We start from the raw sequence: 23,919 nt of genomic DNA, 5'->3' as shown, positions 1-23,919 counted from the left end.
TGCGTGGTCAACCGCTCAGCGGTTGACTTGCGCGTAAAGCGTCGAGCTCATGCCGAACAGCTTGATGAAGCCCTCCGCCTCTTCCACACCCCAGTCGGCCGACTGCGCGTAGGTGGCACCCTTGGTGTTGAGCAGGTGCGGCGACTTCACCGCCACTGCATCGACGCGGCCACCACGGGTTTCCAGTACCACCTCGCCGTTCACCTTGGCCTGCGAGGACTTCAGGAACGCTTCGATGTCGGTCTTCAACGGGTCGTGGTAGAAGCCTTCGTACACCAGCTCCACCCACTTGCGCGCCACGTCCGGCTTGAAGCGGTTCTGCTGCTTGGTCAGCACGGCGTCTTCCAGCGCGCGGTGTGCGGCCAGCAGCGAGACCAGGCCCGGGGCCTCGAATACGATGCGGCCCTTCAGGCCGATCACGGTGTCGCCGGTGTACACGCCGCGGCCAACGCCATACGGGGCGAACAGCTTGTTGAGCTGGGCCAGGATCTGGTCGCCCGGCAGCGCCTTGCCGTTCAGTTCAACCGCTTCGCCTTCGACGAACTTCAGGGAGACCGTCAGCGCCTGTTCCGGCCACTCGCTGCGCGGCGAGCACCAGCCACGCGCGCCTTCGCCCGGCGCTTCCCAACGGTCGATCTCGCCGCCGGACATGGTCACGCCCAGCAGGTTCTCGTTGATGGTGTAGGCCTGCTGCTTGGCGCGCACGCCGAAGCCGCGCTCTTCCAGGTACTTCTGCTCGTAGGCGCGGGTCTGGGTATGTTCCTTCTGGATCTCGCGGATCGGCGCGATGATCTGGTAGTCGCCCAGCGCCTTCACCGCCAGGTCGAAGCGGACCTGGTCGTTGCCCATGCCGGTGCAGCCGTGGGCGATGATGTTGGTGCCCAGTTCGGCGGCACGCTTCAGCGCGGCATCGACGATCAGGTAGCGGTCGGACACCAGCAGCGGGTACTGGCCCTGGTAGCCTTCGCCGGCCCACACGAACGGCTTGACGAAGCCTTCCCAGATGGCCGGGCCGCCATTGACGGTCACATGGCTGGTGACGCCCAGCTCGGCGGCACGCTTTTCGATGAAATCGCGCTCTTCATCATCCACGCCGCCGGTATCGGCGAACACGGTGTGCACGTTGCAGCCGCGCTCCTGCAGGTACGGCACGCAGAAGCTGGTATCCAGGCCGCCGGAGAAGGCGAGAACGACGTCTTTGTTGCTCATGGGGGTAATGTCCAATCGGGTGGGGTAGCGCCGGGCCATGCCCGGCGGATTGTTTCAATGCCTGGAAATCAGCGCCCGGCAACGGCGGCCATGATCGCCTTCTGCACGTGCAGTCGGTTCTCGGCTTCGTTGATGGCAATGCACTGCGGCGAATCCATCACGCCGTCGGTAGCCTTCACGTTGCGGCGCAGCGGCAGGCAGTGGCTGAACACGCCGTTGTTGGTCAGCGCCATCTTCCGCTCGTCCACGATGAAGTGCTTGAACTGGTCGCGGATCGGCTTTTCCGGCTCCCAGTTGCCGAAGAACGGCAGCGCGCCCCAGCTCTTGGCGTAGACCACATCGGCACCAGCGTAGGCGCTGTCGATGTCATGGCTGATCTTCAGCGAACCGCCGCTCTCGGCCACGTTCTGCTCGGCCCAGCCCATGTAGCGGTCGTCGAGGATGTAGTCGGCGGTCGGGCACAGCAGGGTCACGTCCATGCCCATGCGGGTGGCGATGGTCAGCGCCGAGTTGGCCACGGCGGTATTCAGCGGCTTGGGGTGGTAGGTCCAGGTCAGCACGTACTTCTTGCCACGCAGGTCCTGGGTGCCGAAGTGCTCCTGCAGGGCCATGATGTGGGCCAGCTCCTGGCACGGATGGGTGATGGTCTCCATGTTGATGACCGGTACCGGCGAGTACCTGGCGAAACTCTGCAGGACCACATCCTGGCGGTCGTAGGCCCAATCCTGGAACTTCGGGAACGCACGCACCGCAATGATGTCGCAGTAACGGCCCAGCACCTTGGCCACCTCAGCGATGTGTTCTTCGGTATCGCCATCCATCACCGTGCCGAGATTGAACTCGATCGGCCACGCATCCTTGCCCGGCTGCAGCACCACCGCGTGGGCACCGAGCTGGAACGCCCCCAGCTCGAAGCTGGTGCGGGTGCGCATGGACGGGTTGAAGAACACCAGCGCGATCGACTTGCCCTTGAGCTGGTCGCCGAGCTTGTTGCGCTTGAACAGCGCGGCCTGGGTCAGCAGCGCGTCGAGATCACTGCGGCTCCAGTCCTGGGTGTTCAGGAAGTGCTTGGGGGACATCGGTTTTCCTTGCGTAGCGGCGCCGGGTCCGGCGCGGTGGAAGGGAAAAGCAGGAACCAAAGGTGGATCGAAAAGGTTGCAGTTGCAGCTTTCAGAACGCGTAAACGAAAAAACCCAGCCGGCGGGCTGGGTTTTTTTCGGACGAACAGCAAAAAGCTCCGGTTACCCAGCGAGAATGTGGGGTTCCGGTCGACGCGCACGCGAGGTCATGCCCGACGCCTGTCGGGCTGCGCTGCTGTCGTGCTGGAAGTCGGTGAGCTTCATGGCCGGCAATCTTTGCATGCGGCCGGAGCCGGCGCAAGGGGCAGCGGTCCCGAAATCAGGGATTGCTGGCGGTGCCCTGCTCGGGGCCGACCCATGGGGTGATCGACACCCGGATCTTGAGCCGGTTGCCGGGATCCTCAGGCAGCCGCGAGCGGTACTTGGTGCCCTTGTAGACATAGTCCACGTCATAGGCGATGGGACGGCGGAATTCACGCCCCACCGGCACGATGCGGCAATCACGGGTCAGCATCGGCCCATTGTTGGCCGGGGCCGGAGCCGGGGTCTCGGTGGCGGCCTCTTCGGTCGCCTCCTCGTCGCTGCGCTTGAACATCGAGCGCACCGAATCCCAGAAACGGCCGATCCGCCCCTTGTCCTCCACCGGCTCTTCACCGGTGACGTTGACCGGGGCCAGGGTGCGGGTCGATACCGGCTCGCAATGCTCCTCGGTACGGGTCGCGCGCAGCGTCTGGAACACCGGCTCCACGTTCAGCACCTGGGCATAGTCGAACTTCACGTTCTCCACGATCACCACCCGGTTGCGGGGCTCGGCCTCCTGCGCCAGGGCCACGGCGGGCAGCGCCGACAGGCAGGCCAGGGTCAGCAACGCGGTGGATTTCATTGGCGACGGGAGCAAGGACACGGCAATAGTGTAGGCAGTGACGAGCACAAGGGGCTGAACATTACCCGTCCACGCCGCTCCTGCCCACCCCACCCTGGGCGGGCGCGGCGTCCACCGGTGGCAGCGGGCGCCCCAAAGGGGCTCGACACGTTCTAAAATCGAAGGCTTGTCCCCCAGCCACAGCCCCATGACCCTGCGCCTGCACAACAACCTGACTCGCCAGCTCGAACCGTTCACCCCGCTCGACCCGGCCTGTCCGACGCTGTATGTGTGCGGCCCGACGGTCTACAACTACGTGCACATCGGCAACGCCCGTGGCCCGGTGGTGTTCGGGGTGCTGGCCGATCTTCTGCGCCGCCGTTTCGGCGCACTGCGCTACGCCCGCAACATCACCGACGTGGACGACAAGATCAACACGGCCGCGCGCGAACAGGGCGTGCCGATCAGCACCATCACCGACCGCTTCGCTGCGGCCTACCGTGAAGACATGGCCGCGCTGGGCGTGGCGCCGCCGGACATCGAGCCGGAAGTGACCGCGCACATGCCGCAGATCATCACCATGATCGAGCAGCTAATCGGCAGCGGCCACGCCTACGCCGCCGAGGGCCACGTACTGTTCGCGGTGGCCAGCTTCGATGGCTACGGCAAGCTCTCGCGCCGCGATCCCGAAGAGATGCTGGCCGGCGCCCGCGTCGATGTCGCCCCGTACAAGCGCGACCCGGGCGACTTCGTGCTGTGGAAGCCCTCCACCGACGACCTGCCCGGCTGGGAATCGCCGTGGGGCCGTGGTCGTCCGGGCTGGCACATCGAGTGCTCGGCAATGGCCGCCGCGCATCTGGGCCAGACCATCGACATCCACGCCGGCGGCGTCGACCTGCAGTTCCCGCACCACGAGAACGAGATCGCGCAGAGCGAATGCGCCCACGGCGGCAGGATCTTCGCCCGCTTCTGGCTGCACAACGGCATGCTCAACTTCGGCGGCGCCAAGATGAGCAAGTCGCTGGGCAACATCGAGCGCGTGCACGACCTGGTGCGCCAGCACCCGCCGGAAGCGCTGCGCCTGGCCCTGCTGTCGGCCCATTACCGGCAGCCGCTGGACTGGACCGACGGCCTGATCGAGCAGTCGGTGCGCACCCTGGACCGCCTGTACGGGACCCTGCGCGAACTGGCGTCGATCGAGGCCGCGGCGGTCATCCCGGCCAGCGTCGAAGCGACCCTGGACGACGACCTGAATACCCCGCAGGCGCTGGCCGAAGTGGCCCGCATCGCCGCCGATGCACGCCGCGCCACCGATCCGGCCGAGCAGGCGCGCCTGAAGGGCGAGCTGCTGGGCGCGGGCCTGGCGCTGGGCCTGCTGCAGGCCGACCCGGCGCAGTGGTTTGGTACCGCGGCCGGCGACGACGGCGATGATGCCCGCATCCAGGGCCTGATCGACGAACGCGCTGCGGCCAAGAAGGCGCGTGACTTCGCTCGTGCCGACGCCATCCGCGACCAGCTGGCCGCTGAAGGCATCGTGCTGGACGACACCCCGCAGGGCGTGCGCTGGTCGCGCAAGCGCGGCTGACCTGTCCTGCCCCGTGGCCGGTCCGCCGGCCACGCCCCCACTGTAGAGACTGCTGTGATCGACTCCCCGTTCCCGCTTGAACCCACCGCCGCCGAGGCCCAGGCCGCCATCGCCGAGGAATTCGGCTTCTTCGGCGACTGGTCCGAGCGCTACCAGTACCTGATCGACCTCGGCCGCAAGCTGCCGGCCTTCCCGGAAGACTGGAAGACCGAGGAGCATCGCCTGCTGGGCTGCCAGTCGATGGTCTGGATCGTGCCCGAAGGCAACGCGCAGTCGCTGCGCTTCCACGCCATCAGCGATTCGGCCATCGTCTCCGGTCTGATCTTCCTGGCCCTGCGCGTGTACTCCGGGCGCTCGGCGCAGGAGATCGTGGCCACCGAACCGAGCTACATCCAGGACATCGGCCTGGCCCGCCACCTCTCGCCCACCCGCAGCAACGGCGTAGCGGCGATGCTGGCCTTCATCCGCGAGACCGCGCAGGCGCAGCTGCAGCGCGAACAGCCGTGAGCGAGCCTGCCACGGCCGAAGACACCGCGCTGGGCCTGCTGTCCCGGCCCGGTTTCGCCAAGCTGCTGGCCTACCGCATCTTTGCGATGCTGTCCTACCAGGTGGTTGCGGTCACCGTCGGCTGGCATATCTACGAAGTCACCCGCAATCCGTTCTCGCTGGGCCTGATCGGGCTGGCCGAGGTGCTGCCGTTCTTCTGCGTGGCGCCGTTTGCCGGCTACCTGGTCGACCATCTGCCGCGCCGCCGGCTGGGCATGGCCGCCTGTTCCGGGCTGATCGCCACCGCACTGGTGTTGACCGGCGTCGCTACAGGCTGGCTACCCTTTGAAGGCGTGTGGCCGATCTATGCGGCCATCGCCTTGACCGGCATGGTCCGGGCGTTCCTCTCGCCCATCTACAACGCGCTGTTCGCCCGCGTGCTGGCCCGCGACCAGTTCGCGCGCGGCGCCGGCCTGGGTGCGGTGGTGTTCCAGGCCGGCATGGTCGCCGGCCCGGCACTGGGCGGCGTGCTGGTCGGCTTCGGCGGCAAGGGCCTGTCGTATGCGGTGGCCACCGCCTTCGCGCTGGTGGCGATGGCCTGCCTGGCCACGCTGAAGGTCGACGAACCGGTGCACACCGGTCCGGCCGCCCCGATCTTCAAGAGCATCGCCGAAGGTGCCCGCTTCGTGGTCGGCAACCGCATCATGGTCGGCGCGATGGCGCTGGACATGTTCTCGGTGCTGCTGGGCGGCGTGGTGGCGATGCTGCCGGCGTTCCTGCACGAGATCCTGCACCACGGCCCGGAGGGGCTGGGCGTCCTGCGCGCGATGCCGGCACTGGGTTCGGTGTGCGTGGGCCTGTGGCTGGCCCGCCATCCATTGCATCGCAATGCCGGCCGCGTGCTGCTGTGCGCGGTGGCCGGGTTCGGGCTGTGCGTGATCGGCTTCGGACTGTCCCAACACTTCTGGCTGTCGGCACTGATTCTGCTGTTCTACGGGGCGTTCGATGGCGTCTCGGTGGTGATCCGCTCGACCATCCTGCAGTTGGCCACGCCGGAGGAAATGCGTGGACGGGTGTCGTCGATCAACGGCATCTTCATCAGTTCGTCCAACGAACTGGGCGCGTTCTATGCCGGCACGATGGCGAAGCTGCTGGGCCTGGTGCCGGCAGTGGTGCTGGGCGGGTTCGCGGTGCTGAGCGTGGCCGGGATCACCGCGTGGAAGAACCCGACGCTGCGGAAGTTGAATCTTCGCGACCTGCAGTGATGCTGCGAACAGCGGATTCAGCGGAGCCGGGCGTTTGGCTGGGTCCGTTGCTCTCCCTCGATGATTGGGCTTGTCACTTTCTTTTCGCGAAAAGAAAGTAACCAAAGAAACGCTCCACCATCCGCGAGCCGGCGCTGCGCGCCGGTGCCCTGTGCTCCTCGGTGAATCAGGGGACGGCGCCGAACTCGCTGCGCTCAAACAGCGGCGCCTCTTCGCCCCTGATTCCCCTGCGGTGCTCGGCTCGCTACAAGGCGGACTCAAGTCAAGAGCCGCAGCCGCGCACGCAGGCTTCGGTAGCGCCGGGCCATGCCCGGCGAGCGAAGTGGCGGTCTTTACTCTCATTCCTCCCTCCAAGCCCGCGCCTTCGGCCCGAGCCGAGCATGGGCTCGGCTTTACAGCAACCGCGCACGCAGGAAACCGTCGAGAGCCTGCGGGTGGGTCCGGGCAGGACCGTCCACAGCATGGATGCCGCGGCCGAGCTTACAGGGATGTACTTGCAGCGTGTCCTGCCCGGACCCACCCGCAGGCTCCACCCGATACCTGGAAGGCGCCGTTCTACCCAGCCAACCACACCCAACAAAAAACCCGGCCGAGGCCGGGTTTTTCGCATGACCACACAACGATCAGGAATCAGTCGCCCTGCTGCTTCTGCAGGTGCTCCCAGCGCTCCTGGGCGTCGATGGTGCGCTCGGCGGTCAGGCGCGCTTCCAGGCGCTCCAGGCCGATTTCTTCACCGGTGTCCACGCAGTAGCCGTAGTCGCCGGCTTCCAGGCGCTTGAGGGTGCTGTCAATCTTGCCGATCAGCTTGCGGTAGCGGTCGCGGGTACGCAGTTCCAGCGAGTTCTCGGTCTCGCGGGTCGCGCGCTCGGCTTCGTCGCCGATGTCACGCACTTCCTCGCGCAGGTTCTCGATGGTCTGCTTGGACTCTTCCACCAGGTCCGCGCGCCAGTTCTGCAGGCGCTGGCGGAAATACTCCTGCTGCAGCGAGCTCATGTATTCCTCTTCCGAGGACGGCTTGTAACCGGCCGGCAGGATCGGGCGGCCGGTGGCCTCGTCGGTCTTGTACTCGACCACCTTGTACTTGCTGCGCGGGGCCGGTGCCGCCGATCGGGCGGCGACAGCGACGGCGACCTTGCCGACAGGGCGCGACACGGTCTTCGGGGCGGAATCGGATTTCACGGCGGTTTTGGCAGGCGATTTCGAAACGGGCACGGGATTCTTGGATTGCGGGGCCTTCGATGCAGCAGAAGCGGCGGCCGGGGCCGGCTTGGGAGCCGGTTGGGCTGCTGCCGCTGCCACGGTCTTGGCCGGGACAGGCTTGGCCGGAGCCGGCTTGGCAGCAGGCTTCGGTGCGGACTTCACTACGGGGGCCGGGGCCGGCTTGGCGGCCGGTACGGCGACATTCTTGGCAACGTTCTTTACAGCAGCAGGCGTGGCGGCCGGTTTGGCCGCAGCGACCTTCTTCGCCGCCGGCTTGGCAACCGGCTTGGCGGTGGCCTTCTTCACCACCGCCTTCGGCGCCGGCTTGGCGGCGGGCTTCTTCGCCACCGGCTTGGCGACGGCCTTCTTCACCGGCGCGGCCTTGCTCGCAGCCTTCTTCACCACCGGCACCTTCTTGCCGGCAGCAGCAGGTTTGGCCTTGGCGGGTGCGGCGGCCTTCTTTGCCACCGGCTTGGTCGCCTTGACCGGTGCTTTCTTCGCGGTGGCCTTCCTGGCCGCCGGTTGCGAGGACGTTGCCTTGGTCACCGCCTTGCTGGCCGGCTTTTTGGCAACGGGCTTTGCCGCCAACTTCTTCACAACAGGCTTGGCGGTTTTCTTGGCGGCCGTTGCGGCCTTCTTTGCAGTTTTTTTAGCAGCCACGAAACGCTCTTCCTTGGATTCCCCGGGGCCCGGGAAAGCGGGCCTTTATAGCCTACCCGACCCGCAGCAGCAACCTCGGCGCCCTGCTCCATTCAGTCCTGGAGCCAAGGCACCCAAAGCGCGGTCCGACGAACACGGACCGCCTTGCGCGGTACGGAACCTGGCCGGCACCCAGCGGTGCCGACAGCGGTCGCAGGCCATCGGCGACATGCGACCAACGGCCCATCCTGCACAAATGCGGCCTTCATGCCAACTGGCATAAGATGACTGGGTGATCTCGCGCCTGCTCATTGCCCTGCTGCGCTTCTACAAGCGCTTCATCAGCCCCCTGCTGGGGCCGCGCTGCCGCTTCGTGCCCAGCTGTTCTGAATACGCCATGGATGCCATCGCCCGCCACGGTCCGCTGCGCGGCAGCTGGCTGGCCGCGCGCCGGCTGGGCCGCTGCCATCCGTTCCACCCCGGCGGCTTCGATCCAGTGCCCGAGTCTCCCCACGCCCCCTCTTGCCGTTGCACAGGAAAACACTGACATGTCCTCCACGCTCATCACCAATGCCCGCATGGTCAACGAAGGCCGCACCTTCGACGGCGACCTGCGCATCGAGAACGGTCGCATCGCGCAGATCGGCAGCGGGCTGACGCCGCGCGACGGCGAACAGGTGGTGGACGCGGCCGGGCGCTGGCTGCTGCCGGGCATGATCGACGACCAGGTGCACTTCCGCGAACCGGGCCTGACCCACAAGGGCGACATCGCCAGCGAATCGGCTGCGGCCGTGGCCGGCGGCCTGACCAGCTTCATGGACATGCCCAACACCAATCCGCCCACGCTGGATTCGACCATCCTGGAAGCGAAGTACGAGCTCGCGCGCGGCCGCGCCTGGGCCAACTATGGCTTCTACCACGGCGCCAGCAATGACAACCTCGACGCGATCCGCGCCCTGGACCCGAAGAAGGCGCCGGGCGTGAAGGTGTTCATGGGCGCGTCCACCGGCAACATGCTGGTGGACAACCCGGAAACGCTGGACGCGATCTTCCGCGAGTGCCCCACTCCGATCATCACGCACTGCGAAGACACGCCGATGATCGATGCCAACCTGAAGGCGTTCCAGGAGAAGTACGGCGACGCACTGACCCCGGACATGCACCCGGACATCCGTTCGCGCGAGGCCTGCATCAAGTCCACCCGCCTGGCCATGTCGCTGGCCCGCAAGCACGGCACCCGCCTGCACGTGCTGCACATCTCCACCGCCGACGAGCTGGCATTGTTCGAGAAGGGCCCGCTGATCCGCGCCGACGGCAGCCGCAAGCAGATCACCGCCGAAACCTGCGTGCACTTCCTGCACTTCGCGCGCCCGGACTACGCGACGAAGGGCAACCTGATCAAGTGCAACCCGGCGATCAAGGAAGTGTCCGACCGCGAGGCGATCACCGCCGCGCTGGCCGACGACGTGCTGGACGTGCTGGCCACCGACCACGCCCCGCACACCTGGGAAGAGAAGCAGAAGCCCTACGCGCAGGCGCCGTCGGGCCTGCCGCTGGTGCAGTACGCGCTGGTGGCCGCGCTGGAGCGCGTGCACGAGGGCAAGCTGACCCGCGAGCAGGTGGTGCAGAAGTTCGCGCATGCGCCGGCCCAGCTGTTCGACGTGGAAGAGCGCGGCTTCCTGCGCGAAGGCTACTTCGCCGACCTGGTGCTGGTGGAAGACGTGCCGTTCACCGTCAAGCGCGAGGACGTGCTGTCCAAGTGTGGCTGGTCGCCGTTTGAAGGCACCACCTTCCGTTCGCGCGTGGCCTCGACCTGGGTCAACGGCCAGCTGGTGTGGGACGGCAGCACGCTGGTCGGCGAACCGGCCGGCCAGCGCATGACCTACGACCGCTGATGCGCGCGGCTCTCCTGACCGGGGCGCTGCTGCTGGCCGCGCCGCTGCTCTGCACATCTTCGGCAAGCGCACAGGATGCCATCGGCAGCCTGATCGACAGCCGCGTGGTGTTTCCGGCCAGCGCGTCGCAGGGCGCGCTGGTGATCGGCAAGGTCCCGGCCGGCAGCCGCGTGCAGTACGCCGGCCGCCAGCTGCGGGTGAGCAACTATGGCAGCGTGGTGTTCGGCATCGGACGCGACGAAAAGGGCCCGTTGCGCGTGCAGGTGCAGCGCACCGACGGCGGCAGCGAAACGGTGACCATCGCGGTGACGCCGCGCGACTGGCCGACCGAGCGGGTCAACGGCGTGCCGCCGAAGACGGTCAATCCGCCGCCGGCCATTGCCGAGCGGATCAAGCGCGAACAGGCACAGGTAACGGCGGCGCGTGCCCGCGATGACGACCGCACCGACTTCACCCAGACCTTCATCTGGCCGGTGCAGGGCCGCATCAGCGGCCGCTTCGGCAACGCACGCGTGTACAACGGCCAGCCGGGCGCGGGTCACTCCGGCATGGATATCGCGGTGCCGACCGGCACGCCGGTGAAGGCGCCGGCGGCCGGTATCGTCACCTTCGCCGGCCCGGACCTGTACCTGACCGGCGGCACGCTGCTGCTCGACCACGGCTTCGGAGTCAGCTCCAACTTCCTGCACCTGTCGCGCATCGACGTGAAGGTCGGTGACCGTGTGGAACAGGGCCAGGTGATTGCGGCGGTCGGCGCCACCGGCCGTGCCACCGGCCCGCACCTGCACTGGGGCATGAACTGGTTCGACACCCGTATCGACCCATTGCTGGTGCTGGAACGCAAATAACGCGCGCGAATCGGGCATTCATCCACGCATGGCGTGGATCTACCGCAATGCGACTTGGTAGGTGCCGACCTTGGTCGGCACGATCCCGCAGAACGTGCGGACCAAGGTCCGCACCTACCAGGAGCGATCAACCGCGCGCGGCCCACCACACGCGCAGCAAAGTGCGCATCGGTGTCGCTTCAATCGGCTTGCCCGCGGCCTGCGCGGCCACGCGGGCACGCGCCAGGCTGGACCACACGCGCCGCGGCCGAGGGCCGGGCACGCGGGCGCCCCACCCTTTCAACAGCGACTGCGCCCAGCGCTGCGCAGCACTGCTGGAATCTTCATCCAGCACGCTGCGCGGCACACCGGCCACGCCGGCGTCCTGCAAACGCTGGGCCAGGGTCTGCAGCAGCACCGCACGACCAGCGCCGGTGCGCGGCTTGTCGCTGAACAGCGCCGCTTCCACCGCCGCCACCGCATCGGCGTAGTTGGCCAGCGCGCGCTCGGCGCTGGCGGCATCGAGCGCGACGGTGCGCGCTTCGACCAGATCCGGCAGCGCGTCGGCCAGCTGCGCCCACGGCGCACGCACCGGTTCCAGCAAACGACCCAACGGGTGGCGCGACCGGCGCGCAGCCCAGCTGCGCAGCTCCTCGCCCCACCACGCCAGCTTGGCATCGGCCGGCAGCGGATCGCCGCCGGTGTTGAGCATGTCGTCGAACTCCTGCAGCAGCGCGAACCACGCCACCGCGAGTTCGCGTTGCGATTCGGCCACGAACGGGGCGGCCACCGACCATTCCGGCCAGCGGCTGCGCCACTTGTCGAGGAAACTTTCCAGCGCGGTACTGCTCACTACGGGGTTCCTTACGGCTGGGCCGGGGCTGCCGGCCGGGTCGGCCACAGACTGGCCAGTTGCAGAAGTCCGGCGTTCTCCACCAGCACGTCGGCCTGCCAGGCCAACGGGTCGTCGCTGTGCAGGCGATAGCCCCACAGCGCCGCCACCGAGGGCATGGCTGCGGCCCGTGCGGCGATGATGTCGCGCTCATCGTCGCCCACGTAGACGCAGTCCTCGGCAGCAATGCCGAGGGCCTGCGCAGCGTGCAGCAGCGGCAAGGGGTGCGGCTTGCGTTCGGCCAGGGTATCGCCGCCCACCAGCACCGCACAGCGCTGCTGCCAACCGTACTGCGGCACGATCAAGCGCGCCAGGTACTCCGGCTTGTTGGTGACGATGCCCCACACGGCACCGGCGGCATCGAGAGCCGCGAGCATGTCCGCCACACCCTCGAACAACACGGCGTGCTGCCCGATCAGGGCTTCGTAGCGCTGCAGGAACTCGGGAATCAGTGCATCACGCGCCGCCGTGTCCAGTTCGGGGAAGGCGGCCGAGACCATCGCACGCGAGCCCTTGGACACCACCGGGCGCAACAGGGCCGGATCGATCGGCGCGCGGCCACGTTCGGCCAGCATCGCATCGCAGGTGGCAACGAAATCCGGCGCACTGTCCAGCAGGGTGCCGTCCAGGTCGAACAGCACCGCGCGCGGGAAGCCTGCGCGGCTCATTGCGGCTTGACCGCGTAGGCCAGGTAGTTGATGTCGGTGCGGCTGCTCAGCCGCGCACGGTTGCGCCACGGCTCGTAGGCCATGCCACTGACGTCCACCAGCTGCACATCGGCCTCGCGCAGCCAGCGTGCCAGCTCGGCCGGCTTGATGAATTCCTGGTAGTGGTGGGTGCCCTTGGGCAGCAGTCGCGCCACGTATTCGGCGCCGACAATGGCCACCGCGAAGGCGGCGGCGGTGCGGTTGATGGTGGACAGGAACAGGTGGCCGCCCGGCTTCAGCAGGCGCTTGCAGGCCTCGATGATCGCGCCCGGGTCGGGCACGTGTTCCAGCATCTCCATGCAGGTGACCACATCGAAACTGCCCGGCTGCTCGGCAGCCAGATCCTCGGCGGCCTGCACCCGGTAATCGACCTTGGCACCGCTTTCCAGCGCGTGCAGGCGCGCCACCTTGACCAGTTCCGGGGCCAGGTCGATGGCCGTGACGTCGGCGCCGGCCTGGGCCAGCGCCTCGCTCAGCAGGCCACCACCGCAGCCGATGTCGAGCACGCGTGCACCGCGCAGCGGCACACGGTCGGCCACGTACTGCAGGCGTACCGGGTTCAGCGCATGCAGTGGCTTCTGCGGGCCGTCAGCGTCCCACCAGCGGTTGGCCAGCGCGGCGAACTTGTCCAGCTCGGCCTGATCGAAATTGGAAGAAGCGTGGGGGGCGGTCATGAGAAGTCCTTGCGGCGCTGGGGTTCAGGCGCGGATATGGCGGATGCGCTCGCGCCACTGGCGCGCGTTGGCGATGATGCCCGGCAGGTCCATGCCGACCAGCTCGCGCTGCACCAGCTTCGGCTTGCCGGCGATCCAGACATCGCTGACCTGCTGGCGGCCTGTGGCGTAGACCAGCTGCGAGAGCACGTTGTGCAGGGGCTGGGTTTCCAGCGCCGACAGGTCCACGCAGACCAGGTCGGCCTGCTTGCCGACTTCGATCGAGCCGATGCGCTCGCCGAAGCCCAGCGCACGCGCGCCGCCCAGCGTGGAGGCACGCAGCGTGGTGGCCGCGTCCAGTGCGGTGGCATCGTCGGCCACCGCCTTGGCCAGGATCGCCGCGGTGCGGTTCTCGCTGAACATGTCCAGGTCGTTGTTGCTGGCGCAACCGTCGGTGCCGATCGCCAGGTTCACGCCTGCGCGCTGCAGGGCGCAGGCCGGGCAGAAGCCGGAAGCCAGCTTCAGGTTCGATTCCGGGCAGTGCACCACGCTGACGCCGCGCTCGGCGCACAAATGGATTTCCGCGTCGGTCAGCTGGGTCATGTGCACCGCGATCAGGCGGTCGTTGACCAGGCCCAGGCGATCCAGACGCGCCAGCGGACGCTGGCCATGCAGCTTGATCGAATCGGTGATCTCCTGCGCGGTTTCATGGGTGTGCAGGTGCACCTGCATGTCCAACTGGTCGGACAGCATGCGCACGCGCTCGAAATTGGCGTCGTTGACGGTGTACGGCGCATGCGGCGCGAAAGCGGTGCCGATCAGCGGGTCGGTGCGCCACTGGTCGTGCAGTTCACCGGCCTTGGCAAAGTACTCGTCGTCGGTCTTGGCCCAGGCGGTGGGGAAATCGATGATGACCGCGCCGACCAGCGCGCGGAAACCGTGCTTCTTGTAGACCGCCGCCTGTACGTCGCCGAAGAAGTAGTTCTCGTTGGCACAGGTGGTGCCACCGCGCAACATTTCGGCGATGGCCAGCGTGGTGCCATCGGCGACGAACTCGGGGCCGATCACCGCCGCTTCCACCGGCCAGATGTGCTGCTGCAGCCAGGTCATCAGCGGCAGGTCGTCGGCGACGCCGCGCAGCAGGGTCATCGGGTTGTGCGTGTGCGCGTTGACCAGGCCCGGCATCAGCGCCGCCTCGGGGCGGCTGACCACCTGTGCGGCGCGGAAACGCGCGCGGGCTTCGGCACGCGGCAGGATGGCGACGATCTCGCTGCCACGCACAGCCACGGCGTGGTCTTCCAGCACCACCGCATGCGGCTCGATCGGAACGACATAACCGGCTTCGATGAGCAGGTCGCAGGCTTCGGGGAGGTGCGGGCTATCGCTCATGCGGGCTCACTGGCTGTGGGGGAAGGGCCTGGCTGGAGGCGGTAGCGCCGGGCCACGCCCGGCGGCTGTCCGTTGCGGCACCATCGGCGCCGGCAACGGGTTCCGGGCGGTGCCCGGAAAGCCGAGCATGGCTCGGCTCTACAGGTAATCCGGCTGTGCCGGATTACTTGACGCGTGCGGAGTATTCGCCCGAACGGGTGTCGACCTTGACGATCTCGTCCTGGTTGACGAACAGCGGCACGCGGACCACAGCGCCGGTTTCCAGGGTGGCCGGCTTGCCGCCGCCGCCCGAGGTGTCACCACGGACGCCCGGATCGGTCTCGGTGATCTTCAGTTCGACGAAGTTCGGCGGCTGCACGAAGATCGGCGAACCGTTGAACAGGGTGACGATGCAGGACTCTTCGCCCTTCAGCCACTTCTCGGCACCGCCCATGCCGGCCTTGTCGGCCTGCACCTGCTCGAAGGTTTCCGGGTCCATGAAATGCCAGTACTCGCCGTCGCTGTACATGTAGTTCATGTTGGTGTCGACCACGTCGGCCACTTCCACGTCATCGGTGGCCTTCATGGTCATTTCCACGGTGCGGCCCGACTTGATGAAGCGATAGCGCACGCGCGTGAAGGCCTGGCCCTTGCCCGGCTTGATGAACTCGGTCTCGGAGATGACGGCCGGTTCATTGTTGACCAGGATCTTCATCCCGTTCTTGACATCGTTCATGCCCGCAGTGGCCATGTTCAAGCTCCTCAAATGGCGAAACCGCCGCGCGTGCGGCGAGGCGGATAGAATGGAAAGCCCACCGAAGGCCGGTGGGCGACAGTTTTTCTGCCCCCATGATAACCGCAGGCCCCCTCCCCATGCAGCTTTCCGCCTTCCCCCGGCCCCAGTCGCCAGGCGCGCCCGCACGCTGGCAGCAGCTCTGGCGCCAGGCGCTGCGCGAGCCGCAGACCCTGCTGGCCCGGCTGGAGCTGGACCCGGCTGCGCTGGGCGTCTCGGAAGCGGCCATGGCCCAGTTCGCGCTGCGCGTGCCCGAAGGCTTCGTGGCCCGCATGCGCAGGGGCGACCCGGCCGACCCGCTGCTGCGCCAGGTGCTGCCGATCGACGCGGAAATGCGCCCCGCACCGGGGTTCAGCTTCGATGCGGTGGGCGATGGCGCGGCGAAGAAGGCCACCGGGGTCATCCAGAAGTACCGCGGGCGGGCCCTGCTGGTGGCCACCGGCAGCTGCGCGATCAATTGCCGTTACTGCTTCCGCCGCCACTTCGACTATGGCGCCGAGAACGCCGCCAAGGGCGGCTGGCAGGAGGCGGTGGCGGCCATCGCAGCCGACCCGGACATCGACGAAGTGATCCTGTCCGGCGGCGATCCCCTGTCGCTGGCCACGCACAAGCTGGTCGAGCTGACCGACGCGCTGCGCGCGATTCCGCACCTGCGCCGGTTGCGCATCCACACCCGCCTGCCGATCGTGCTGCCCGAGCGCGTGGACGAGGAGCTGCTGGCCTGGCTGGGCAGCCTGCCGTGGCCGCTGGCGATCGTGGTCCATGCCAACCACGCCAATGAATTCGACGCCAGCGTGGACACTGCGATGGCACGCCTGCGCGGCACCGGTGCACAGCTGCTCAACCAGGCGGTGTTGCTGCGCGGGGTCAATGACAGCGTGCAGGCGCTGCAGGACCTGAGCGAGCGCAGCTTTGCCGCCGGCGTGCTGCCCTACTACCTGCACCAGCTGGACCGGGTCGAGGGCGTGGCCCATTTCGAGGTGGACGACACCCAGGCCAAGGCGCTGATCGCCGGCCTGACCGCACGCCTGTCCGGCTATCTGGTTCCCAAGCTGGTGCGCGAACTGCCGGGCGACCCGAGCAAGCGCCCGGTGTAAGGGCACGGCCGGGGTCAGATCCCTTTTCCTGCGGAAAAGGGATCTGACCCCGGCACAAGACCCCGGTAGGTCCCCGCCGTGCGTGGATGGGGTGTCAGAGCCCCGATTCGATCATCCGCACCACTTCGGTGGCGGTCACCGGGTGGCTCAACCAGTAGCCCTGGCCGAGATCGCAGCCGCGCTGGGCGAGAAGTTCGAACTGCGCCTGCTGCTCGATGCCTTCGGCCACCACCGTGATCCCCAGCGCATGGGCCATGGCGATGATCGCCGTGGTCAAGGCCAGATCGTCCGGGTCGCGCTGCATGTCGGCGACGAAACTCTTGTCGATCTTGACCCCGTCCACGGGCACCTGGCGCAGGTGGCTCAGGCCGGAGAATCCGGTACCGAAGTCGTCCAGCCAGACTTTCACGCCGGTGCGGTGCAGCTTGTCCAGCAGCTGCGCAGCGACCATTTCATCGCCGATCACGGCGGTTTCGGTCAGCTCCAGATGCAGGCGCGAAGCCGGCAGCCCGGACTCGTGCAGGCACTGCGCCACCAGTGCCGGCAACTCCCCTCCGCGCAGCTGGCGGGGCGAGACGTTGACCGAAACGAACAGGTCATCACCGCCTGCCCCACGCGGCCACTGCGAGGCTTCCATGCAGGCCGCGCGCAGCACCTTCGGGCCGATGATCTCGATCAATCCGCTCTGCTCGGCCACTTCGATGAACACCGACGGCGGAATCGTTCCCAGGGTCGGATGCTGCCAGCGCAGCAGCACTTCCACGCCGACCATGCGGCGATCACGCATGCGGAAGATCGGCTGGTAGGCCAGCCGCAGCTCGCCGCGCTCCCATGCGCCACGCAGCTCCTGCTCCATGTGCACGCGGCGTTCTACCGCGTGATCCATCGCACGGCTGTAGTAGCGATAGCAGTTCTTGCCAGCCATCTTCGCCTGGTACATCGCGATATCGCCGTTCTTCAGCAGCGTGGTCGCATCGGCCGCGTCGTCGGGGAACAGGGTCACGCCGATGGAGGTGCCCAGGAACAGCTCCCTGCCCTGCACCACCAATGGCTTGCCCAACTCGCGCACCAGCACTTCGGCCAGCAGCCGTGCGTTGGCGGCCACGTCACCGTCGCCCACCAGGATCACGAACTCGTCGCCACCGAACCGCGCCAGCAGGGCCTCATCCCCACCAGCCTCGGTGACGGCGCGGCCGATGCGCTGCGCGAACTGCAGCAGCGCCTCGTCGCCGGCCTCGTGGCCGAGCGTGTCATTGACCCGCTTGAAATCATCGATGTCGGCAAACAGCAGGCCCAGCCGATGGTTGGAGGCACGCGCGGCCATCAGGCGATGGTCCAGTGCCTCCCGGAACGCCAGCCGGTTGGTCAGCCCGGTCAGGGCATCGGTATAGGCCATGTGCCGCACTTCGCGGTCGTGGCGGGCAATCGCATCGCGCATGCGGGCAAACCCGCGCACCAGCTCGCCGACTTCATCATCGCGGGTGTTCTCGGCCAGCGGTGCCTGGTAGTCACCGGCTTCGATGCGCCGCGCGGCGGCAGCCAGGTCACGGATCGGCGCGACCAGGGTGCGCTGCACGTACAGGATCACCACTACGCCGATCACCACCAGCAGGCCCAGCATCAGCAGCAGCCAGCCCAGGTGGCGGCTGCCGACCTGCTGCAGGCGTTCGCCCAGGGTGGCATTGGCGGCCTGTTCGCGCTGCTGCACTTCATCGAGCGCCATGCCGACGCGGACCCCACCGATGCGCTGGCTGCCGACCATGATCGGCATGGTGTTGTCGAGCACCTTCGGCGATTCCTGCACCACCAGCGCCCGCGCTGCAGCCGCCTTGGGCGCCAGCGGATCGGCCATCGGCTGGCCGAACCCGGAAACCTCCACCGAACCGTCATGCACCAGCCGGCCGCGCTCGTCGAACACCAGCACGTAGCGCACCACCGGCTGCCGCGCGGTGCTGCGCACCAGCGCGCCGACCTGGTCCAGGTCACGGTAATACAGCGGGTTGGCCAGCGCGTCGGACAGCTCGCGCGCCACCGCTTCACCACGGCTGCGCACGCTGCGGTCGAACAATTCATGGATGACGCCCCCGCTGAGGGTACGCACCTCGCTCTGCATCGCCGCCTGGCGTCCCAGCAGCACGGCCAGAATCGCCACCACCACGACCATCGCCCCGCCCATCGCGAGCAGGAACCTGGCCTGCATTCCCGAGCCGAGCCACTTCATTCCACTTCCATCCGCACGCGCGTCAATCCTTGTTTCAATTCATCCAACCGCTGCTGCGCATGCGCATCGACGCGGTGGAACCCAGAAGTGCCGAAAAACCGATGCAACGCCCCCTGCGCCCGTGGGTCGCTGGCCGCCTGCAGCAGCACCTGCTGCAGACGATCACCCACCTGCGGATCGAGGTCGGCGCGCACCATCTCCACCGCCCGCGGGTAGGGCTCGGTACGCCGCAGTTCGCGAAAATCGCGCCGGAATGCCGCCGGCACCCGCCGCTCGTCGTCCCAGTCCACACTGCTCACCGCCCCCGCTTCGACCAGCCCCTTGTGCACGAACGTAGCGATGTTCAATTCGCTGCGCGCAAACACATACCCAACGCTGTTGCGCCCCGGCGTGTCCCATTCCCCGGCCAGGATCTGCGGCGACAACCCTTCCTGCAGCAGGGTCATCACCGGCACCAGGTAGGCACTGGTGGACGCGGTGTTCTGCAACGCCAGACGATGGCCGCGCAGATCCTCCATGTTCTGGATCGGACTGTCGCGGCGGACAAAGAACACCGTCTGATACTGGCGCACGCCATTGCGTTCGGTCAGCAGCAACGGTCGTGCACCGCTTCGCTGGCCCAGCGCCATGGCCGTGCCGGACGTTTCCGTGACCCAGTCCACCCGCCCCCGCCGTAGATAGCTGGCCATCTGCTGCGGATCGCGCGCCATCAGGATCCTCCCCTCCCTGATGCCGACGTCGTGCATATGCGCCACCACATAGTCCAGCAACGGCTGCAGCTGCTCGTAGTGGGCCTTGGGATCATCACTGATCCGGCCCAGCACCAGCACCGGATCCGGTGCCGCATGCAGCGACCCGGCCAGCAGGAACATGGCCAGGCCCAGCAGTCCCCTCTGCACTGCCTTTCGCAGACCCGACACAGGTTTCATCCCCCCAGGGTATCCGGACAGACTACCCGAAAAAATGAGACCGTCGTCAGTCGTCCCTGCTGCCGGCACGGGCCAGCCGGGCCATGCGCTGGGTATCGGCCAGGATGCCGCGCAGCAGGCGCACTTCCTGCTCGCTCGGCTGATTGCGCAGGAACAAGCGGCGCAGCTTGCGCATCGCCGACTCCGGGGCACGCCCCTTGTGGAAATCGATCTCGTCCAGGGTGTCGCCCAGCTGGGCAAAGAAGCTCTCCATCTGTTCGTGGCTGGCCGGCTGCTCGCGGAAGCCCGGCTCGGTCTCCGCCACCGGCTGCGCGCCGAGCAGCTGCATGCGCGTTTCATAGGCCAGCACCTGCACGGCAGCGGCCAGGTTGAGCGAACTGAACGCCGGATCGGACGGGATGTGCACCGCGGCATGGCACAGCTGCAGCTCTTCGTTGGTCAGCCCGGTCCGTTCGCGACCGAACACCAGCGCCACCTCGGCGCCTTCGCCGGCCCGGGCCACCGCGCGGGCGGCGGCGTCGGCCGGCAGGTACTCCTCCAGCTGCACGCGACGGGCGCGGGCGGTGCAGCCCAGCACCAGGGTGCAGTCGGCCACGGCTTCGGCCAGGGTGGCGACCACCGGGGCATCCCCGAGCACATCCTCAGCACCAGCCGAACGCCGGAAGGCCTCCTCATCCAGCGGTTTTTCGGGGGCAACCAGCACCAGGCGGGCCAGTCCCATGGTTTTCAGGGCGCGGGCGGCAGCCCCCATGTTGCCGGGGTGCTGGGTGCCAACCAGGACGAAACGGAGGCGGGTGGCGGCAGGAAACTGGGACATGAACAGGGAAAAGGTCGAGCTGGACGATGACCAATGGTAAACTGTGCGGCCGGCCACTGCGCCGGACCCGCTCTTTTCCCCCGCCAGTCCATCTCTTCTGCCTTTCCGGGAGCCCACGCCATGCAGAAACCCGCCGTCACCGTCATGGTCAAGGCCGCCCGCCTCGCCGGCAACGTCCTGTTGCGCAACATCAACAAGCTCGAGGCGCTCAATGTGGTGCAGAAGGGCCGGATGGACTACGCCAGCGAAGTGGATGCGGATGCGGAAAAGGTCATCGTCAAGGAACTCAAGCGCGCCTACCCGGACTACGGCATCTTCGGTGAAGAAGGCGGCGTGCAGGGCGAGCGTCGCCAGATGTGGGTCATCGACCCGCTGGATGGCACCAGCAACTACCTGCGCGGCGTGCCGCACTACTGCGTGTCGATCGCGCTGGTGGAGAACGGCGAGCCGACCGATGCGGTGATCTTCGACCCGCTGCGCAATGAACTGTTCACCGCCAGCCGCGGTGCCGGCGCGGTGCTGAACGACCGCCGCATCCGCGTGGCCGACCGCAAGGACCTGGACGGCACCATGATCCACACCGGCTTCGCCCCGCGCGAGCGCAACCGTGCCAGCGCCCAGCTGAAGGCGGTCGACGCCCTGCTGGTGCACGGCGAAGACATCCGCCGCACCGGTTCGGCCGCACTGGACCTGGCCTACGTGGCCTGTGGCCGCGCTGACGCCTACTTCGAAGCCGGCGTGAAGGCATGGGACATCGCTGCCGGCCTGCTGCTGGTGCGCGAAGCCGGCGGCAAGGTCTGCGATTTCAAGGGCGCCACCCTGGGCCGCATGGACAACCGCGGTCCGGAGACCCACCAGATCGTGGCCGGCAACCTGAAGGTGGCCGAGTCGCTGCAGAAGGTGCTGGTGAACACCGGTTACGCCGCCGAGTTCGACGCGAAGTTCTGAGCTTCCGCGTAAAGCGGTTCACGGGAATGGCACCTGCGAAGGTGCCGTTTTCGTATCCGCGATGATCGTGCTTGTCACTTTCTTTGCTCGTGCAGAGAAAGTAACCAAAGAAACACGCCGCCAGGGCGCGAGCCGATGCTGCGCATCGGTGCCCTGCGCTCAAGGCGGACCCAAGGTCAAATGCCACAGCGGCACCCGTTAGATCCACGCCACGCGTGGATGCTGTTGCCCTTGATCTTGACCTTTCAGTCCGCCTTGAGCGAGCCGAGCATCGCAGGGGAATCAGGGGCGAAGAGGCGCCGGTGTCTGAGCGCAGCGAGTTCGGCGCCGTCCCCTGATTCGCCGAGAAGCTCAGGGCACCGGCGTGCGCAGCACGTCGGCTCGCGGACGGCGGAGCGTTTCTTTGGTTACTTTCTTTGCGCGCAAAGAAAGTGACACCCCTCCGCGCTCGCGGAAACGATCCCCAGGCATCGCCTGGCGCGCCAATGCATGCGCACGCAAACAAAAACGCCCGGCGCGGGGCCGGGCGTTCCTGCACTACCTTGAAAGCCGAGGCTTACGCCACCGTCGAAGCACGCAGCGCAGCGATGCGCTCTTCCAGCGGCGGATGGCTCATGAACAGCTTCTTCGCGGTCGAGCCGGCAATACCGAACGCGGCGATCTGCGTCGGCAGGGTGCTCTGGCCGTGGTTCAGCTGCAGGCGCTCCAGCGCGGCGATCATCTTCTGGCGGCCGGCCAGCGAGGCACCACCGGCATCGGCGCGGAACTCGCGGTGGCGCGAGAACCACATCGAGATCATCGTGGCGAACAGGCCGAACACCATCTCCAGCACGAACACGATGATGAAGTAGGCAAAGCCACGGCCACCGCCTTCGCGGTTGCCCGACAGCGCGCTGTCGATGATGCCGCCGACCACGCGGGCCAGTACGATCACGAAGGTGTTCAGCACGCCCTGCAGCAGTGCCATGGTGATCATGTCACCGTTGGCGACGTGAGCGATCTCGTGGCCCAACACCGCTTCGGCTTCGTCTTCGCTCATGTTGTGCAGCAGGCCGGTGGACACCGCCACCAGCGCGTTGTTGCGGTTGGCGCCGGTGGCAAAGGCATTGATCTCCGGGCCTTCATACACCGCCACTTCCGGCATGCCGATGCCGGCCGCCTTGGCCTGGCGCTCGACGGTGGCCAGCAGCCAGCGCTCGGTCTGGTTGCGCGGCTCGGTGATCACCACCGCGCCGGTGGAACGCTTGGCCATCCACTTGGACAGCAGCAGCGAGATGAAGGAACCACCAAAGCCGAAGATGCCGGCCATGACCAGCAGGCCGCTCATCGAACGGGAGTCCACGCCCAGGATGGACATCACGATGCCGGCGAGAATCAGCACCGCAAGGTTGGTGGCCAGGAACAGGGCAATGCGGGTAAACATGGGAGAATCCGGCTCTAAAAGGGTCGATATCGACCAATTTGCGGTGCAGTCAGCTTGAATTCAAGCGCCAACCTGACCGACGATTCAGCCAGCATGACCTCCCCCACTCCCTGCGGCCGCTTCGCGCCCTCGCCGACCGGCCTGCTCCACCCTGGTTCCCTGCTCGCCGCCTTCGGCAGCTGGCTGCTGGCCCGCCATCACGGCGGCCTGTGGCGACTGCGCATCGAGGATGTCGACCCGCCACGCACCGTGCCCGGCGCGGCCGAGTCGCAGCTGCAGGCGCTGGTCGCGTTCGGGCTGGCCCATGATGGCCCGATCCTCTGGCAGAGCACCCGCGGCCTGGCCTACCAGGCCGCCCTGGACGTGCTGCTGGCCAGCGACCTCGCCTTCGTCTGCCACTGCAGCCGCAGCGACCTGGCCGCCAGTGGCGGCATCCACCACCGCTGCGTCGCACGGCAGCCGCGACCGGATCCTGCCGTCCGCTTTCGCGTACTGTCCGGCAGCGTCGTGCACTTCGTCGATGGCCTGCGCGGGCCGCAACAGCAGGATGTACACGCCGAGGTCGGCGACTTCGTGCTGCGCCGCGCCGATGGCTGCTGGGCCTACCAGCTGGCGGTGGTGGTCGATGACGCCGCACAGGGCGTGACCGAAGTGGTGCGCGGCGCCGACCTGCTCGATTCCACCGCGCGGCAGATCCTGCTGCAGCAGGCGTTGGGCCTGGCCGTGCCACGCTACTGGCATCTGCCGCTGCTGCTGGATGCGCCGGGTCACAAACTGTCCAAGTCGCTGGCCGCGCTGCCAGTGGACACCCGGCGCCCGCTGCCGGTGCTGCGCCAGCTCTGGCAGCTGCTCGGTCAGGCGCCCGCCGCGCTGGATGCGGCCCAGGACCTGGACGCGCTGCTGGCCCGCGCGCAACAGGCCTTCGACCCGGCACGGTTGCCGCGCGCCGACATCCTGTTGCCGCCCGGCGCACTTTCCGCGCCGATGTTGCAGAATCCCCCTTCCCCCACCTGATATCCGGACA

General features: G+C 67.5%; 22 protein-coding genes. 9 read left to right on the top strand and 13 right to left on the bottom strand.

Annotation, left to right across the window (positions count from 1 at the left end; genetic code table 11):
* Window positions 1-15: 15 nt before the first annotated feature.
* The 3 genes from LZ605_RS00725 to LZ605_RS00715 form a co-directional block, all read right to left on the bottom strand.
* Window positions 16-1,209, bottom strand: a complete 1,194-nt coding sequence (locus LZ605_RS00725) for an argininosuccinate synthase (RefSeq protein WP_249843460.1) — start codon at window positions 1,207-1,209, stop codon at window positions 16-18.
* A 68-nt stretch (window positions 1,210-1,277) separates the two neighbouring features.
* A complete protein-coding gene (locus LZ605_RS00720; RefSeq protein WP_249843459.1) occupies window positions 1,278-2,288 on the bottom strand; it encodes an N-acetylornithine carbamoyltransferase in 1,011 nt (336 codons plus the stop codon).
* Between the two features lie 319 nt (window positions 2,289-2,607).
* Window positions 2,608-3,171, bottom strand: a complete 564-nt coding sequence (locus LZ605_RS00715) for a hypothetical protein (protein WP_107230988.1) — start codon at window positions 3,169-3,171, stop codon at window positions 2,608-2,610.
* A gap of 187 nt (window positions 3,172-3,358) precedes the next feature.
* On the opposite strand from LZ605_RS00715, the gene cysS reads away from it, so the two are divergent.
* From cysS to LZ605_RS00700, 3 genes are read left to right on the top strand one after another with little or no spacing between them, the layout of a single operon-like run.
* The gene (gene cysS, locus LZ605_RS00710; protein ID WP_249843458.1) at window positions 3,359-4,735 is read left to right on the top strand and encodes a cysteine--tRNA ligase; all 1,377 of its coding nucleotides are present in this window, start codon (window positions 3,359-3,361) and stop codon (window positions 4,733-4,735) included.
* Between the two features lie 54 nt (window positions 4,736-4,789).
* The gene (locus LZ605_RS00705) at window positions 4,790-5,242 is read left to right on the top strand and encodes a SufE family protein (protein WP_107230990.1); all 453 of its coding nucleotides are present in this window, start codon (window positions 4,790-4,792) and stop codon (window positions 5,240-5,242) included.
* A complete protein-coding gene (locus LZ605_RS00700) occupies window positions 5,239-6,486 on the top strand; it encodes an MFS transporter (RefSeq protein ID WP_249843457.1) in 1,248 nt (415 codons plus the stop codon). The genes LZ605_RS00705 and LZ605_RS00700 overlap by 4 nt, the downstream gene beginning before the upstream one ends.
* A gap of 630 nt (window positions 6,487-7,116) precedes the next feature.
* Here the strand turns inward: LZ605_RS00700 and dksA are convergent.
* Window positions 7,117-8,346 carry an RNA polymerase-binding protein DksA gene (gene dksA, locus LZ605_RS00695; RefSeq protein WP_249843456.1) on the bottom strand — a complete coding sequence of 410 codons (1,230 nt, stop codon included), beginning with the start codon at window positions 8,344-8,346 and terminating at the stop codon, window positions 7,117-7,119.
* 271 nt (window positions 8,347-8,617) lie between these two features.
* Between dksA and yidD the strand changes: the two genes are divergently transcribed.
* The 3 genes from yidD to LZ605_RS00680 are packed head-to-tail and all read left to right on the top strand — an operon-like array spanning window position 8,618 to window position 11,068.
* On the top strand, window positions 8,618-8,872 hold the full coding sequence (gene yidD / locus LZ605_RS00690; RefSeq protein WP_107230993.1) for a membrane protein insertion efficiency factor YidD: 255 nt from the start codon (window positions 8,618-8,620) through the stop codon (window positions 8,870-8,872).
* Window position 8,873: 1 nt separating this feature from the next.
* Window positions 8,874-10,220, top strand: a complete 1,347-nt coding sequence (locus LZ605_RS00685) for a dihydroorotase (protein ID WP_249843455.1) — start codon at window positions 8,874-8,876, stop codon at window positions 10,218-10,220.
* A complete protein-coding gene (locus tag LZ605_RS00680) occupies window positions 10,220-11,068 on the top strand; it encodes a M23 family metallopeptidase (RefSeq protein WP_249843454.1) in 849 nt (282 codons plus the stop codon). Before LZ605_RS00685 ends, LZ605_RS00680 begins: the two co-directional genes overlap by 1 nt.
* Window positions 11,069-11,195: 127 nt before the next feature.
* On the opposite strand, the gene LZ605_RS00675 is transcribed toward LZ605_RS00680, so the two are convergent.
* The 5 genes from LZ605_RS00675 to efp form a co-directional block, all read right to left on the bottom strand.
* Window positions 11,196-11,900 (bottom strand): phytoene/squalene synthase family protein, encoded by a 705-nt coding sequence (locus tag LZ605_RS00675; RefSeq protein ID WP_249843453.1) that lies wholly within the window; start codon window positions 11,898-11,900, stop codon window positions 11,196-11,198.
* Between the two features lie 11 nt (window positions 11,901-11,911).
* Window positions 11,912-12,607 carry a phosphoglycolate phosphatase gene (locus LZ605_RS00670; protein ID WP_249843452.1) on the bottom strand — a complete coding sequence of 232 codons (696 nt, stop codon included), beginning with the start codon at window positions 12,605-12,607 and terminating at the stop codon, window positions 11,912-11,914.
* Window positions 12,604-13,320: a bifunctional 2-polyprenyl-6-hydroxyphenol methylase/3-demethylubiquinol 3-O-methyltransferase UbiG gene (gene ubiG, locus LZ605_RS00665; protein ID WP_107230997.1), complete on the bottom strand. Its 717-nt coding sequence runs from the start codon at window positions 13,318-13,320 to the stop codon at window positions 12,604-12,606. Before ubiG ends, LZ605_RS00670 begins: the two co-directional genes overlap by 4 nt.
* A gap of 24 nt (window positions 13,321-13,344) precedes the next feature.
* Entirely contained in the window at window positions 13,345-14,688 is a 1,344-nt protein-coding gene (locus LZ605_RS00660; RefSeq protein ID WP_099551878.1) for a TRZ/ATZ family hydrolase, read from the bottom strand.
* Window positions 14,689-14,851: 163 nt separating this feature from the next.
* Window positions 14,852-15,418 carry an elongation factor P gene (efp, locus tag LZ605_RS00655; RefSeq protein ID WP_107230998.1) on the bottom strand — a complete coding sequence of 189 codons (567 nt, stop codon included), beginning with the start codon at window positions 15,416-15,418 and terminating at the stop codon, window positions 14,852-14,854.
* 98 nt (window positions 15,419-15,516) lie between these two features.
* Between efp and epmB the strand changes: the two genes are divergently transcribed.
* Window positions 15,517-16,557 carry an EF-P beta-lysylation protein EpmB gene (gene epmB, locus LZ605_RS00650; protein WP_409460266.1) on the top strand — a complete coding sequence of 347 codons (1,041 nt, stop codon included), beginning with the start codon at window positions 15,517-15,519 and terminating at the stop codon, window positions 16,555-16,557.
* A gap of 94 nt (window positions 16,558-16,651) precedes the next feature.
* Here the strand turns inward: epmB and LZ605_RS00645 are convergent, their stop codons facing one another.
* From LZ605_RS00645 to LZ605_RS00635, 3 genes are all read right to left on the bottom strand, one after another.
* Entirely contained in the window at window positions 16,652-18,778 is a 2,127-nt protein-coding gene (locus LZ605_RS00645) for a putative bifunctional diguanylate cyclase/phosphodiesterase (RefSeq protein WP_107231000.1), read from the bottom strand.
* On the bottom strand, window positions 18,775-19,650 hold the full coding sequence (locus LZ605_RS00640) for a phosphate/phosphite/phosphonate ABC transporter substrate-binding protein (RefSeq protein WP_423172574.1): 876 nt from the start codon (window positions 19,648-19,650) through the stop codon (window positions 18,775-18,777). Before LZ605_RS00640 ends, LZ605_RS00645 begins: the two co-directional genes overlap by 4 nt.
* A gap of 103 nt (window positions 19,651-19,753) precedes the next feature.
* A complete protein-coding gene (locus tag LZ605_RS00635) occupies window positions 19,754-20,524 on the bottom strand; it encodes an RNA methyltransferase (protein WP_249843449.1) in 771 nt (256 codons plus the stop codon).
* Window positions 20,525-20,644: 120 nt separating this feature from the next.
* Between LZ605_RS00635 and LZ605_RS00630 the strand changes: the two genes are divergently transcribed.
* The gene (locus LZ605_RS00630) at window positions 20,645-21,472 is read left to right on the top strand and encodes an inositol monophosphatase family protein (protein ID WP_107231003.1); all 828 of its coding nucleotides are present in this window, start codon (window positions 20,645-20,647) and stop codon (window positions 21,470-21,472) included.
* A gap of 556 nt (window positions 21,473-22,028) precedes the next feature.
* On the opposite strand, the gene htpX is transcribed toward LZ605_RS00630, so the two are convergent.
* Window positions 22,029-22,895, bottom strand: a complete 867-nt coding sequence (gene htpX, locus LZ605_RS00625; RefSeq protein ID WP_057495513.1) for a protease HtpX — start codon at window positions 22,893-22,895, stop codon at window positions 22,029-22,031.
* Window positions 22,896-22,988: 93 nt separating this feature from the next.
* Here htpX and gluQRS point away from each other — a divergent pair, with 93 nt between their 5' ends.
* The gene (gluQRS, locus tag LZ605_RS00620) at window positions 22,989-23,909 is read left to right on the top strand and encodes a tRNA glutamyl-Q(34) synthetase GluQRS (RefSeq protein ID WP_249843448.1); all 921 of its coding nucleotides are present in this window, start codon (window positions 22,989-22,991) and stop codon (window positions 23,907-23,909) included.
* Window positions 23,910-23,919: the final 10 nt, after the last annotated feature.

Source organism: Stenotrophomonas maltophilia, from assembly GCF_023518235.1.
Lineage (GTDB): Bacteria > Pseudomonadota > Gammaproteobacteria > Xanthomonadales > Xanthomonadaceae > Stenotrophomonas.
The sequence above is the reverse complement of the archived record's forward strand: the minus strand, read 5'-3'. Positions and strand labels throughout refer to the sequence as shown.

Bases quoted from the DNA above. Each gene is read 5' to 3' on its own strand.
- LZ605_RS00725 (WP_249843460.1), bottom strand. From the start codon at position 1,209: ATGAGCAACAAAGACGTCGTTCTCGCCTTCTCCGGCGGCCTGGATACC.
- LZ605_RS00720 (WP_249843459.1), bottom strand. From the start codon at position 2,288: ATGTCCCCCAAGCACTTCCTGAACACCCAGGACTGGAGCCGCAGTGAT.
- LZ605_RS00715 (WP_107230988.1), bottom strand. From the start codon at position 3,171: ATGAAATCCACCGCGTTGCTGACCCTGGCCTGCCTGTCGGCGCTGCCC.
- cysS (WP_249843458.1), top strand. From the start codon at position 3,359: ATGACCCTGCGCCTGCACAACAACCTGACTCGCCAGCTCGAACCGTTC.
- LZ605_RS00685 (WP_249843455.1), top strand. From the start codon at position 8,874: ATGTCCTCCACGCTCATCACCAATGCCCGCATGGTCAACGAAGGCCGC.
- LZ605_RS00680 (WP_249843454.1), top strand. From the start codon at position 10,220: ATGCGCGCGGCTCTCCTGACCGGGGCGCTGCTGCTGGCCGCGCCGCTG.
- LZ605_RS00670 (WP_249843452.1), bottom strand. From the start codon at position 12,607: ATGAGCCGCGCAGGCTTCCCGCGCGCGGTGCTGTTCGACCTGGACGGC.
- ubiG (WP_107230997.1), bottom strand. From the start codon at position 13,320: ATGACCGCCCCCCACGCTTCTTCCAATTTCGATCAGGCCGAGCTGGAC.
- LZ605_RS00660 (WP_099551878.1), bottom strand. From the start codon at position 14,688: ATGAGCGATAGCCCGCACCTCCCCGAAGCCTGCGACCTGCTCATCGAA.
- efp (WP_107230998.1), bottom strand. From the start codon at position 15,418: ATGGCCACTGCGGGCATGAACGATGTCAAGAACGGGATGAAGATCCTG.
- epmB (WP_409460266.1), top strand. From the start codon at position 15,517: ATGATAACCGCAGGCCCCCTCCCCATGCAGCTTTCCGCCTTCCCCCGG.
- LZ605_RS00645 (WP_107231000.1), bottom strand. From the start codon at position 18,778: ATGAAGTGGCTCGGCTCGGGAATGCAGGCCAGGTTCCTGCTCGCGATG.
- LZ605_RS00640 (WP_423172574.1), bottom strand. From the start codon at position 19,650: ATGTTCCTGCTGGCCGGGTCGCTGCATGCGGCACCGGATCCGGTGCTG.
- LZ605_RS00635 (WP_249843449.1), bottom strand. From the start codon at position 20,524: ATGTCCCAGTTTCCTGCCGCCACCCGCCTCCGTTTCGTCCTGGTTGGC.
- LZ605_RS00630 (WP_107231003.1), top strand. From the start codon at position 20,645: ATGCAGAAACCCGCCGTCACCGTCATGGTCAAGGCCGCCCGCCTCGCC.
- htpX (WP_057495513.1), bottom strand. From the start codon at position 22,895: ATGTTTACCCGCATTGCCCTGTTCCTGGCCACCAACCTTGCGGTGCTG.
- gluQRS (WP_249843448.1), top strand. From the start codon at position 22,989: ATGACCTCCCCCACTCCCTGCGGCCGCTTCGCGCCCTCGCCGACCGGC.